Origin of the sequence: Paenarthrobacter aurescens (assembly GCF_041549525.1) — a bacterium.
GTDB lineage: Bacteria > Actinomycetota > Actinomycetes > Actinomycetales > Micrococcaceae > Arthrobacter > Arthrobacter aurescens.
Genome location: NZ_CP157456.1, coordinates 273,268 through 285,675, shown reverse-complemented (window position 1 = coordinate 285,675; position 12,408 = coordinate 273,268). Strand labels below are relative to the sequence as shown.

Here is a 12,408-nt window from a genome sequence, read left to right as displayed (position 1 = left end):
TTGCATCCTTCGCATCACGATTCCCCACTTCGCGGTACTAGACAGGCGTGAACTTCCCACCCCCTGGAGCGATTCGAGGAATCATGGACATCCGGCGCCCCCGCCCCCTCCTGAAATTGACGCGCGCTCTCCATCAAAAAGCACCCCTGAGCCAAGGCGTGGTGTTCCGGGGCCTGCCGAACTGGCGCTCCGCCCTGCTGGTCCGGAAGAAGAACTCCGGACATGTCACGTTGGTCTACGGAGCGGACAGATCGTGGGCCATTCCGGGCGATACCGTCATTTTCACGGCGTGGATCACCAATGACTCGGGCAGCTACCTGAGGGATGTGGCACTGATTCCCCGTTCCTTCACCAACGAGGGCATGGAGACGCTCCAGTACACAGCGGAACCTGTGCAGAGGGACCTTGAGATTGCCCTCCTGGCGCCCGGTCAGTCAGTCATGCGGACCTTCTCCTACCTTGTGACGGACTCCGATCACCTTCACGGGGGGAGCCTGGTCAGCGCCATGAGGGTCAGCGCCATATGCCGGGGGCAGAAGATCTCGGATGAGCACGACGCCTTGGTCTCACTCAGCGGAACACGGCGGGATTGGCTGTTTGAGGCCACCTCCCGGCAGCGCAAGAACAGCTGACCGACTAGTCGTTGTTCGCTTGGCCTACAGGCCTCTCAGCGGGCCAATCCACGTCTTGTTCGTAGCCCTCGTGCTTCTTCAAGTACGCGGCAATGTACGGGCAATGCGGAATGATGCGTTTTCCGGATGCCACCACGTCATCCAAAGCGAAGTGGGCCAACACCTGTGCCAGGCCCTGCCCTTCGAACCCGGGCTTTGTTTCCGTGTGAATGAAATCGATGTGACCGGGCTTGTCCATGAACTGGGAAATCACAGCCAACTCCCCGTCCACATGCAACTCGTAGCGGTGAAATTTGTCATTTCGCACTGTGGTGACGCCAGGGCGGAAAGACTCTGCCAGTGAATCCGTGTACTCGGTCATGTTTCGAGATTGGCACGTAAATCCGGCTCTGGCAACGTCGGCCGCTGTCCAGCGCGAAGTTCGGCCCCCTCGACCACCGGCGGCGGCAGCACCGGCGTCGGAACCCTGCCCAGCAGAAGGACCGCCAGGGCGAAGCACGCCGCTCCCCCACCCAACAGCGCCAGCGTTAAACCGTTGAAAGCGGCATCAGCCACCGGGACCAAAACCACGACGACGGCGGTCACCACGGCGGCACGCGAGGGACCCCGGGCGTGGCTGGCCGCCGTCGGACGGTTCTCCAAGCGGCCAAAAAGCCACGCCACAGGGATCAACAGGATGACCACCGCGCAGAAGACAGGTATCCGCGCCCACCACCACTCAACAGACCCGGCAAGTGGTTTGGGTACATCGGTCAGCAACAACAGCCCGGACATGCCCACCAAAAGCGGAAGGTGCCACAGGTAGACGGTCATGGATCGCCGTCCCGCCACAGCAATGACCGTCTGAACCCAGCGGGCCTCTGCAATCCCCCTGATGCTGTTGCGGAGTATTTGGAGTGTCGCGGCTTGGGAGATACCCAGAAGGAGCAGGCAGAAATTGGGCGGGTTCAGGTTCACCACCATGTTTCCCGGGTACACGGCCACGCCGGTCACCAGTCCCAACAGAAGATTGCTGGACACAACGGCCCCTGCAAGCCAGGTGCGGCTCCGGCGCTCAAAGAATCCGTCAGCCATGAAAAATCCCAGCTGCTGGACGGCACACCACACGAAGATCATGTTCGCGAACGCCAGGACGGGAAGGGTGCCGCGGAGGGAGTCCACCGTGATGATCAGCGTTACCAGGCCGGCGAAGGTCAGAAGCGGCGCACGCTCGTGGCACCGGGCCATGAGGGGAACGCTGAGTTGGGCTGTAAGGTAAGCAGCCAAAAACCAGAGGGGCATGGCGGCTCCCGAGGTCATCAACGCAATGACCTGCGGATGCACGCCAAGCAGCAGCGCCACCCACAACGCTCCCCACATCACTGCCAGCAAAGCCATAGCGGGACGGACCAGGCGCAGAAGCCGCACTTGTGCAAAGCCGAACCCCGTACCGCCTTGGGCTCTAAGCCGCCGCCACGATTGCAGGCCGGTAACCCCGCCAAGGACAAAAAACAGCGGCACAATCATGAGGACCCACAGCACCGGGGTGGACCATTTTTGCTCCATGAGGACGTTCTGGGTGCTGACAGTTCCGTCCTTCAGCAGGACAGGGCTGACCATCATGCAATGCGCCACTACAACCAGAAGCAGGCACGTGAAACGGACAAGGTCGATCACGGGGTCCCGTTCCACGGCCATTCCCCGGCCGGCGGGAGGATTCGCGTCCATCTCCATGGCTCTCCCCTGCGGTGGCACGCGCTCGCGTGCTGACTTCATTGTCCGCCCAGGCGAGGGGCGGGGCCAGCAGGCGGGCGTGCCGGGTCCTGCCCGACTGTCCACAGGGCCGTAATTGACTATGGACGAAGGGCCCGAATAACGGCAGGATCGTAGCCATGACTACGTCGATTTTCGTGAACCTGCCCGTCAGCGACCTCGAGGCATCCAAGAACTTCTACACTGCCCTTGGCTATACCATCAACCCGAACTTCTCCGATGAAACTGCCGCCTGCGTGGTCTTCAGCGACACCATCTTCACCATGCTGCTGACCCATGACAAATTCAGTCAGTACACCAAACAGCCCATTGCGGACACGCAAAACTCGACGGCGGCGATTGTCGCCATTTCGGCGGACAGCCGCGAGGACGTGGATTCCCTTGCTGCGAAGGCGCTGGAAGCCGGTGGTTCCGAAACCTACGAACCCATGGACATGGGGTTCATGTACGGCCGCGCGTTCCGCGACTTGGACGGGCACCACTGGGAAGTGGTGTGGATGGACTCCACTGCGGCACAGGATGGTCCGCCGGAGTCCTGATTTCCGCGAGTTAGCCCAGCGTTATTGCCAGGACGCCCAGCAGCACGGCGAGCAGTGGCGTGGTGCCTTGGAGCGTTGCCGCCCGGAGGTACTTCTTGCCGCTGGCTGCCAGCACCAAGGCGGCCAGGAGCATGGAGCCGCAGCTGCTGAAGACGAGGGTCCACCCCACTTGGGTTGCTCCCATAGCTACTGCGATGATGCCGATCAAGGCACCAATGGCCAGGAACAGGTTATAGAAACCCTGATTGTAGGCGAGTGGTTTGGTGGTTTCCGCGTCCGCCTGCGAGGTGATGCTGAACGTTTTCCAGGTCTTGGGCTTGGTCCAGGTAATGGACTCCATGGTGAAGATGTAGACGTGGAGCAGGGCGGCAATCGTCGCGAAAATCAGGGAGGCCAGGATCATGTTTTGATCCTAGCCTCCCTGTGTTCTTGAGCTGCTGGTCAGGCGCTGAGCAACTCCAGCGTGGCGCCGGCAAAGGTGGCAGCCGAGCCGTTCCACTGGGCCAGCAAACCTTGGAGGTTCTCGCCATCGGCGCGGTGGGCTGCGGTTTCGGCCTCCAGCGTGGAGAGGATGCCGGTGCGCAGTTCAGTGTTGAAGTTCACCTTGCCTACCCGCAGGGACGGAGCTTTGGCGAGTTCATTGGCGGGTATACCTGAGGCTCCGTGGAGCACCAGCGGGACCTCAGTCTCCGCTGCGACGTCTTGGAGCACGTCCCAACGGATGTTCGGCTCGCCCTTGTACTTGCCGTGTACGTTTCCCACGGCAACAGCCAGGAGTTGCGCACCCGTTCGCTCCACGAAGTCAGCCACCTGCGCAGGGTTGGTGAGCCCCGCAACGGAAGCGCCGGCGTCGTGCGCTGAATCATCGGCACCGAACGCCTTGTCCTCATCGCCCGCAAGGCCGCCCAGCTCCGCCTCAATAACGACGCCGGAAGCACCGTGCGCGTTCAGCGCGGCACGGACTTCGCGAACCAAGGCGATGTTGTCCTCGTAGGACAAGGACGAACCGTCGGCCAGAACGGCGTCCGCACCTGCGGCCACCGAGTCCAGGATGACCTTGAGGTCCGAGGCGTGGTCCAGTTGGACCGAAACAGGGACGCTGGCGTCGTCGGCGAGGCCACGCAGGGCTGCAATGAGGCGCAGGCCGTTGGGCGTGGACGCGGTCTTCGGAGCCACCAGCAGGATCACGCCGAGCCGGGCTTCTTCCGCCGCCGACACTACAGCCAGCGCGGTGGTGAAGTCGTAGCAAGTGAAGGCCGGAACGGCGGAGCCGGATGCCAGGGCTGAGGTGACCAGCTGATCGAGTGTGGTGCGCATTAGTGGGCCAGGCCTCCTACCAGGATCCAGGCAACGTAGGTCAGGGCGAAGCCGGCCAGGCCCAGGATGGTGGTGAGAACGGTCCAGGTCTTGAGGCCGTCGGAAACCGTGAGGCCGTAATAGCGGATCACGGTCCAGAAGCCCGCGTCAGTGACGTGGGACAGCCCCAGCGAGCCGAAACCGATGGCGATAACAATTACGGCGATCTGGGCTGGCGAGTAGCCGCCTTCCATCACAGCGGAGGTGAGCAGGCCCGTGGTGGTCACGATTGCCACCGTGGCCGAACCCTGCGCGGCGCGGAGGGCCAAGGAGATGATGAATCCGAGCACAATCACCGGAAGGCCAAGGCTGTCCAGCGTGTGGGACAGCGCGGCGCCGATGCCCGAGGTGCGGAGGACTTCGCCGAACACGCCACCGGCCGCAACCACCATGAGGATGGACGCGATGGGAGGCAGTGCGCCTTCGAAGATTTCGCCGGTTTCCTTGAGGGACCAGTTGCGGCGTACAGCCAACAGGAAGAAGGAGAGGGCCACAGCGACCAGGAGTGCGAAGAACGGGTTGCCGATGAACGCGGCCACGCCGTACCAGTAGTTGTCCTTGGGGATGGTCAGTGTGCCGACCGTGCCGAGGAGGATCTGGGCGATGGGTGCGGCGATCAGGAACATGATCAGGCCGGGACGGGGAGGTGCGATCGCACGGGCGCCGGGACCATCGTGGCCCACGTGGACCAGGGATTCGGAGCCGAATTCTTCCACCTGCTGCTTCACTCCGGGGAGAAGCTCGTAGTCCTTGCGGTTCATGATGCTGGCAACCCAGTAGGACAGGAACCCGAGGGGGATGCAGATGATCAGCGAGATCATGGTGATGAGTCCGATGTCCGCGCCAAAGACGCCGGCGCCGGCCACGATGCCCGGGTGCGGAGGGACTGCAACGTGGATGGAGAGCATGATGCCGGCCATGGGCAGGCCGAACTTGATGGGGTGAACGTTCGCGATCTTGGCGAAGGCGTAGACGATGGGGACCAGGACGATCACGCCAACCTCGAAGAACACGGGGATGGCCACCAGGAAGCCCACGGCCGTCAAAGCGACAGCAACGCGCTTGGCTCCGAGCTTCTCCGTGAAGTGGGTGGCCAGCGACTGCACTCCACCGGATACCTCGATCATGCGGCCGAGGATGGCTCCGAGGGCGATCAGCAACGCCACCTTGCCCATGGTGCTGCCAACGCCCGTGGTCACCACGGTGAAGATGTCCTTGAGCGGAATCTGGGCTGCGACGCCCACCAGGATGCTGACGGCCAACAGGGCTACGAAAGCCTGGATCTTGAAGCGGATGATCAGCACCAGCAAAAGTGCGATACCGGCCGCAGCGATGGTCAGCAGAAGCGGTGTTCCCAGCTCCACTGCGGGCTTGATGGCGGGGGCGTCGGCCGCCTGAACCATCAACGAGTTAACGAGGGGATTCATTGGGGGTGTCTCCTTTGACATACCAGTCTAGGGAAGACCGGCGGAGGTGGCGACGACGGCGAAGGGGGGACCGCCGTCGTCGCGGGTTCTTTGTTGGGAGTGGTTAGGCGGTGCGCTTGGAGGGCGCAACAACCTTGATGACTGCGGAGTCGTCGGCGGCGGCGAGGCCCTGGGCCTGGCCGAGAAGGTAAAGCTGTTCAGCAGCGGCGGCAACGGGTGCGGCGAGGCCGGCGGCCCGGGTTGCCTTGCCCACGATGCCCATGTCCTTGACGAAGATGTCCAGGCGGCTGAGGACCTCGGCACCTTCCTCGGTGTAGGCCTCAAGGATGCGCGGGCCGCGGTTGGAAAGCATGAAGGAACCGGCGGCGCCTGCTTCCAGCGCGGCGAGGGTCTTGGCTTGGTCGAGGCCGAGGGCGTCTGCGAGGGCCATGGCTTCTGCGGCGGCGGCAATGTGGACGCCGCACAGGAGCTGGTTGACGGTCTTCAGTGCCTGGCCGTCACCGGGCTTGTCGCCCACGATGCTCAGGGTGGAGGCCAGCAGTTCAAGTGCGGGGCGAGCCTTTTCGAGGGCCTCGGGCTCGGCGCCGACGACGATCAGCAGGTCACCTTCGCCGGCACGCTTGGGGCCGCCGGACAGCGGAGCGTCAACCAGCGAAACGCCGTACTCGGCCAGCTTGGCGACCGTGGCGGGGATGGCTTCCGTGCCCACAGTGCTGCCGAGGATCACCACGGCGCCCGGCTTCAGCACCGAGGCCACACCGTTCTCGCCGAAGAGGACATCGTTGAGCTGTTCGCCATTGCGGACCGCCAACAGCAACGCGTCGGCGTCCTGCGAAGCTTCGCGGGCTGAAGCAAAGGTTTTGATGCCCGCCGCGGCGGCGAGCTCCAGACGGGGTTCGGCAATGTCGAAGCCGTGGACGGTCAACTCGGACGCGAGCCGGGTTGCCATGGGCAGGCCCATGGCGCCGAGGCCCAGGACGGTGACGGTGTAGTTGCTGCTGGTCATGGTGTCTCCATTGAATTTTGCTGTCAGAAAGTGGCGCTGAGCTTGCGGGTGACGTGCGTCAAGGACTGGTCGTCGCCCACGTTGCCGGCGAAGACGATGTATGGAATGCCCTTTGCGGGGCCGTCCACCGGCTCCCACAGCGAGACGATGCCCGGGAGCATGGGGCCGCGGACAATGGCGTGGCGGATTTCCAAGCCGTGCGCGGCCACGTCCGAGGACGTAATACCGCCCTTGGCGATCACAAACCGCGGTGGGAAGGTCTTCAGCGTCCGGTTCACCACTGCGACGACGGCGGCCGAGACGGTGCGGGCAATCTTCAGGCTGGCTGCGGCGTCATCGGTTTTGATGAGCAGGCGGCTGGTGTGGACAATCACGTCGCCCTTGCGGAGGGCTTCAACGACGTCGGACACGACGGATTCGATGTAGACATCGGCTTCCGCTTCGCCGGCGGTTTGGGTACCGGCGATCAGTTTCTCAACGTCAATTTCGATGGTCCGGGCCGAGCTGTGCGCGGCTGTGAGGTCATTGAGTTGCCTGGTGGTGACGCCAACGTGGGAGCCCACCACAATCAAGCCCCCGGCTGTGGAGGGAGTGTTGCCTGCGAAAGCTTCTTCGGACGTCAGGGCCGTACGGATTTCCTGACCGATGCGTCCGCGGACGAAGGGCGGACCAACGCGGTAGAGGAGTTTCTTGCCGCGGCGTTCTGCTTCCTCCAAGCCCAGGGCGAGGGCACGGAAGTCGTTCTCGGTGACGATGTCGGCCACGATCGGCGTGGAGTTGGTGGCGGATTCCAAGGCGTCGGCGATCGCTTTGGCGGAGATGGTGGGATCTTGCGCTGACGCTCCGGCGCGGATGATGTTCAGGTCCAGGACGATCACATCGCTGGCCGGGAACCGGCCCTGCGACTTCTCCTCCACATACTTGGCCATCTCGGAGTTGGCGTAACCGAAGCTCGCGTCCTTGGCGAATTCCGTCTCCGCAACAGGGGTGAGGGAGCCGGAGTCGCCACGCATGTAGTGCACACCGCCGATGGTGACGCGGCCGGCGTCGGGGAATGCTGGAACGATCACCACACCGTCGGTGGCTTCGCCGGTCTCGGCGGCCACGGTGGCGGCGATGACGTCCGGTTCCAGCGGGTAGTGGCCGCGGAGGGTGGAGTCGCTGCGGCTGACGAAACCCAGCGCCAAACCTGCCGGCGTTGCTGCCGCCACTGCATTGCGGACGATTTCCTCGTTGCGCGCCGCAGCTTCGGCCGGGTCGAGGCTGCGGGTGTTGGTGAGGACGTAGACAGCAGGCTTGGTCTGGTTCTCACGGATGTGGGTGAAAGCCCAGGTGAAGTCCGCGACGTCCCAGCGGGTGAGCACGGCCAGATCCGCGACGGATTGCGTGCCGGTGGGGTCGTCGTCGAGGACTACCAGGACGCGGGGAGACGTTGCCGAGGACGCCGCAACGGCGTCGGCAACCAACTGAGCAGGAATCTGCACTTCCGCCGGGAAGGCGGCCAGAACGTCGGCTTCAAGGGTCACTGTGCACTCCATCGTGGGAAATCTCTGTAGCGGTTTGATGAATGTAAGATGTCAGACATCTAACATTTGAATTAGTGTGACACACGGCTCTTGACCGCGCAAGGTGCTGCGCATCACTAGGCTGGGTGGATGGCTGACAGCGCTGTTCCGCTCCCGTTCGTGAACGTCCTCACGCCTGCCATTCCCGCAGGTCAGCCGGTTCCCGCAGTGCTGATCCACGGCTGGGCGTCCGGTTCCGTGTACTGGGAACCCCTCGCCAGGAAACTGCTCGACGCCGGCCGCGAGGTCTGGATCGTGGACCTCCCCGGCTACCACCCGGGCGAGGAATTGCCGCCGGACTTCGAATGGACCTTGGACTCGGCAGCGGCTTCGGTGGCAGCAGCCCTCGACGCCCGGAGTGCCGCGCCCGCGGGCCGAAGTGCCGCGCCCGCCGCCCGGAGTGCCGCGCCCGCAGGCCGGCCTGCCGTGCATCTGGTGGGACATTCGATGGGCGGCAGTGTTTCGTTGACACTCGCTGCAGCCCGTCCCGATCTGGTGGCCTCACTGACCCTGGTGGGCATGGCGCCGGTGCCGCAGAATCAGGGGTTCAAAACAGTGCTCAACTCGCAACTGGACCAAGGATTCTTCGATTCCGGGACCATAGCAAAGCTCATGCACGCTTGGTACGGGGATCTGTCCGCAGCAGACATGGTGCGGCTCAGCGCAGGGTTCAAAACGCCCGTCCAGGTTCTGTCCGCCAGCGCTGTGGCGGCCATGTCCGGCGTCGAACCTTCAGTGCCGGGGCGCGTCCACGCGCCACTGCTGGTGATTGCCGGGACTGGAGATCAGGTGCGCCCCATGGAACAAATGCGCGCATTCGTGGCCGAAAACCCGGATCGCCAGCTGCAAGCCATCCCGGGCGCCGGCCATAACGTCCACTGGGAACAGCCCGAACAATGCGCACAGGCACTCACTGAGTTTTGGGAAACAAGCTGGCCACCGCCAGCGTAAGATGTCTGACATCCACCCGTCCCGAGGGAAATCCAAGGGGAGCCGGGCGGTCAGAAGTACAGGAAATGGGGATACATGGCACGTAAGTCGCTGGTGGGCGTCGTCGCTGATGAGCTGCTGGACCGCATCATCGCGGGCGAGTTTCCGCCCGGAACGGTTGTACCGGGCGAGCTGGAGCTCAGCGCCAAACACGAGGTAAGCCGCATGACCGTGCGCGAGGCCATGAAAACGCTCGAGGCGCAGCGGATTCTCAGCGTCGAACGCGGCCGCGGAACCTTCGTCAACCCCCTCAATCAGTGGGCATCCTTGGAAGCCGTGCTGCGTGCCGCCTCCGAAGGAACCAAGGACGCGGCCGCTGCGATCCAACTGATCGAGCTCCGCAGGATGCTCGAAACCGGCGCTTGCGAACTGGCCGCCGAACGCATCTCCGATGACGAGCTCGCCGCACTCCGGGGCCACGTGGAAAAGATGCAAGCCTCGCACGAAGTCAACGACCTCGCAGGGTTTGTGGAAGCTGACCTCGCCTTTCACGACGTCATACTGCACGCTTCCGGCAACGTCTTTGTGGCAGTGCTTTTCGAACCCCTGCACAGGGTACTGGAGGCCCGGCGCGCCGAGACTTCAGCGTTCCCCGAGATCCAGGAACACGCGATCGGCCATCACCGGAAGATCGCCGCCGCTTTGGAATCGCGCAATCCGCAGGAAGCGCGGCTCGCCATGGACGCCCACATGCAGCAGACGCTGGACGATCTGAAGACGTACGTGCTGGAGGCGTGACAGGCAGGCAACACCTTAAGTGTTGGGCGCAGCTGATTTAAATCTTGCACTGGTGCGGGATCAGAGAATCCTTGATTTTTACGGCAGAATTGCCTCATGCTCTTAATTGTTGCTGTCGCCCTTCGAAAGTTCTGCGCGTGAGACCACTTGAGTTTCCCGAGTTTCCCTTTAGCTCTCCGTTGGCGAAAGCCATCATCCAACTTGAACGGGTTCGCGCAGCTTTAGGGGAAGGAACCACCCCTCCCGAGGTCTTCGCGCAGCTCCGCACTCTGTTTCAGTTGCTGTCGAGCATCATGAGCGCACGTATCGAAGGCAACCGCACGTCAATTGTCGATGCTGTTGCCGGTGTTCAGCACGCGCACCGCACTGACGTCGCGACGGACGATGGGGTCCAAGAAATTGTCCAGCTTCAAGAAGCAACAGCCTTCGTCGACTCCGCCATTGACCGGGGGACGGCACTGACGCATGGGTTCGTCCGGGAGCTGCACCGCATATCCGTTACCGGCTTAGAACGCGAAGGGGACCGCACGCCTGGCGCTTACAGACTCGCCGATGTCATCATCAGTGGCTCGTCGCACCGACCCCCACCGCCGGGGAGCGTGCACGGTGACATGACGGCACTCCTGGACTTCATCAATGAAGATGTGGATCAGAACTATGAGTTGCTCAAGATCGCACTTGCCCACCATCGGTTCGTCTGGATTCATCCTTTCGGCAATGGGAACGGTCGAGTCGGGAGACTCCTGACGTACGCAGCCATGCGACAGCAAGGGTTCTCCGACGCCGCTGGATACGGAGCCCTCAACCCAACGGCCGTGTTTGGGGAGAACCGCGACCTCTACTACGAACGGCTCGAAGACGCCGACTCCCTTGAACCCGAATCTTTGATTCGCTGGTCGAATTACGTCTTGGAAGGATTGTTGACGGACCTCAGCAGATTGGTGAAACTCGGCAACAAGGACTTCGTCACGGAAGGTCTCCTGATTCCCGCTATCGAAAGAGGCCTTGCGTCATCGCGCTTTACCCGAGAAGAAGCCCTCGCCTTGAAAATCATCGCGCGCAGAGTCGAAGTGAAGGCGGGAGACCTTAGTACAGCGTTCACGGGCTCAGCCGCGACACGAAGCCAAGACATTCGAAAACTCTTGGACCGCGGAGTCATTGAACCGGTGGCGGAAGGCAAGAGATCCTACCGGCTTCGCCTCGCCCCGAGTGAGCTAACACCCCTCCTGGTTCGGGAGCTGGATCGGCTGGGATTCCTGCCCCGCATTCTGCGCGATTCACAATGATCTCCGCGGCTGCAGATGCCCTTGCCTAGCGACGCAGGCTCTCGCTGGGCAGCTCGCCGAAGGCCTTCACGTAGAGCGCAGAGAAGCGCCCTTGGTGCGTGAAGCCGCATAGTTCAGCCACGGCCGTGACGCTCTGCTCGCGGGGGTTCGCCTCGAGAAGCATCTCCCGGGCACGGTCCAGCCGGATACTGCGCAACAGCTCCGACGGCGTCGCTCCGGTTTCCGCCCGGAGGGCCGTTTGCAGCGTTCGGACTGATACACCCAAGCACTCGGCGATGTCCGGCACGGTGAGTTCCTCGAAAGCATGCTTTTCCAGCAGCTCCCGGCATTCGCGGACCAGGCGACTCTCGGAATCTGCGTCCCGGGCATCCTCGCCGGGCGGCTCCATGGCCATCAACAAACGCGACACCATGCTGTCCGCCAACAGCCCCTGCACAAAGGCGGGAGCCGCGGACTGTGGCTGGCTGATCATGTCGTCATGAAGCTCGACGACGGACCTCAAGAATGCGCGGCCGGCGGCACCTGAAAGGTCCATGCCGTAGCCAAGGTCCACGGCGCTGTCGCCATACAGCTGCCCTGCCACCCGCTCCAGCGCGGAGCGCCTCACGTAGACAATCAAATGAGGGCTACCGCCGTCCCAACTCATGGAAAACGGGCGGTCGATCGGCGGCACCGTAGCCATGCGTGGACTGGATTCCACGGTGCGTGCACCCACCTGCATGGAAGCGTGCCCGGCCAGCGGGATCTGGACCAGATGGAAATCCTGCAGGCCCTCGGGTTCAATCCGAACGTCGGCCCCGTAGTCCAGGAATTCGATCCCAACATCGCCACGGTGCAAGGAACGCAGCTTCATGTCCATCAGGGATGCGCGTGTCCGCGGGGCGAGCTCGTGGCTGCAGAACAACTCCGCAATCTTGGCATGCGCCTCATCCACGTTGCTTGTGGCCGTTGTTGGCTGTCCCCGGAGAACATCCCGGGCAAGAATCCTGACCATCCGCCACCTACTTCACGGGTAATTGCGTCACACGGTTTTTGGAGCTTTTCGCCTTTCGGATGATCCCCGCGCCAAGTGGATATTCCGGAGTGCAGCGTCTGCCTAGAGTCGCTTTTAAGACAA

13 protein-coding genes are annotated in these 12,408 nt (G+C 62.9%); 5 read left to right on the top strand and 8 right to left on the bottom strand.

Going from position 1 to position 12,408, the window contains the following annotated elements; translation table 11 throughout:
* The first annotated feature begins 83 nt into the window (after positions 1-83).
* Positions 84-632 (top strand): hypothetical protein, encoded by a 549-nt coding sequence (locus ABI796_RS01420; RefSeq protein ID WP_141283423.1) that lies wholly within the window; start codon positions 84-86, stop codon positions 630-632.
* Between the two features lie 4 nt (positions 633-636).
* On the opposite strand, the gene ABI796_RS01415 is transcribed toward ABI796_RS01420, so the two are convergent.
* Together ABI796_RS01415 and ABI796_RS01410 are read right to left on the bottom strand one after the other, a co-directional pair.
* On the bottom strand, positions 637-993 hold the full coding sequence (locus ABI796_RS01415; RefSeq protein ID WP_141283422.1) for a GNAT family N-acetyltransferase: 357 nt from the start codon (positions 991-993) through the stop codon (positions 637-639).
* A complete protein-coding gene (locus tag ABI796_RS01410; RefSeq protein WP_141283421.1) occupies positions 990-2,345 on the bottom strand; it encodes an acyltransferase family protein in 1,356 nt (451 codons plus the stop codon). The genes ABI796_RS01415 and ABI796_RS01410 overlap by 4 nt, the downstream gene beginning before the upstream one ends.
* Positions 2,346-2,503: 158 nt before the next feature.
* On the opposite strand from ABI796_RS01410, the gene ABI796_RS01405 reads away from it, so the two are divergent.
* Positions 2,504-2,923 (top strand): VOC family protein, encoded by a 420-nt coding sequence (locus tag ABI796_RS01405; RefSeq protein WP_141283420.1) that lies wholly within the window; start codon positions 2,504-2,506, stop codon positions 2,921-2,923.
* A gap of 10 nt (positions 2,924-2,933) precedes the next feature.
* On the opposite strand, the gene ABI796_RS01400 is transcribed toward ABI796_RS01405, so the two are convergent.
* The 5 genes from ABI796_RS01400 to ABI796_RS01380 form a co-directional block, all read right to left on the bottom strand.
* The gene (locus ABI796_RS01400; RefSeq protein WP_141283419.1) at positions 2,934-3,326 is read right to left on the bottom strand and encodes a DUF1304 domain-containing protein; all 393 of its coding nucleotides are present in this window, start codon (positions 3,324-3,326) and stop codon (positions 2,934-2,936) included.
* 38 nt (positions 3,327-3,364) lie between these two features.
* Positions 3,365-4,240, bottom strand: coding sequence for a class II fructose-bisphosphate aldolase (locus ABI796_RS01395; RefSeq protein ID WP_141283418.1), 876 nt, complete (start codon positions 4,238-4,240; stop codon positions 3,365-3,367).
* Positions 4,240-5,706 carry a GntP family transporter gene (locus ABI796_RS01390; protein WP_141283417.1) on the bottom strand — a complete coding sequence of 489 codons (1,467 nt, stop codon included), beginning with the start codon at positions 5,704-5,706 and terminating at the stop codon, positions 4,240-4,242. The genes ABI796_RS01395 and ABI796_RS01390 overlap by 1 nt, the downstream gene beginning before the upstream one ends.
* 103 nt (positions 5,707-5,809) lie before the next feature.
* Positions 5,810-6,712 (bottom strand): NAD(P)-dependent oxidoreductase, encoded by a 903-nt coding sequence (locus ABI796_RS01385; RefSeq protein ID WP_141283416.1) that lies wholly within the window; start codon positions 6,710-6,712, stop codon positions 5,810-5,812.
* A 23-nt stretch (positions 6,713-6,735) separates the two neighbouring features.
* Positions 6,736-8,238, bottom strand: a complete 1,503-nt coding sequence (locus ABI796_RS01380) for a four-carbon acid sugar kinase family protein (RefSeq protein WP_141283415.1) — start codon at positions 8,236-8,238, stop codon at positions 6,736-6,738.
* A 129-nt stretch (positions 8,239-8,367) separates the two neighbouring features.
* On the opposite strand from ABI796_RS01380, the gene ABI796_RS01375 reads away from it, so the two are divergent.
* The 3 genes from ABI796_RS01375 (at position 8,368) to ABI796_RS01365 (ending at position 11,291) form a co-directional block, all read left to right on the top strand.
* The gene (locus tag ABI796_RS01375; RefSeq protein ID WP_141283414.1) at positions 8,368-9,228 is read left to right on the top strand and encodes an alpha/beta fold hydrolase; all 861 of its coding nucleotides are present in this window, start codon (positions 8,368-8,370) and stop codon (positions 9,226-9,228) included.
* A 75-nt stretch (positions 9,229-9,303) separates the two neighbouring features.
* Entirely contained in the window at positions 9,304-10,005 is a 702-nt protein-coding gene (locus tag ABI796_RS01370) for a FadR/GntR family transcriptional regulator (RefSeq protein ID WP_141283413.1), read from the top strand.
* Between the two features lie 293 nt (positions 10,006-10,298).
* Positions 10,299-11,291: a Fic family protein gene (locus ABI796_RS01365; RefSeq protein ID WP_141283412.1), complete on the top strand. Its 993-nt coding sequence runs from the start codon at positions 10,299-10,301 to the stop codon at positions 11,289-11,291.
* A 25-nt stretch (positions 11,292-11,316) separates the two neighbouring features.
* On the opposite strand, the gene ABI796_RS01360 is transcribed toward ABI796_RS01365, so the two are convergent.
* A complete protein-coding gene (locus ABI796_RS01360; RefSeq protein WP_141283411.1) occupies positions 11,317-12,285 on the bottom strand; it encodes an AraC family transcriptional regulator in 969 nt (322 codons plus the stop codon).
* Positions 12,286-12,408 lie beyond the last annotated feature (123 nt).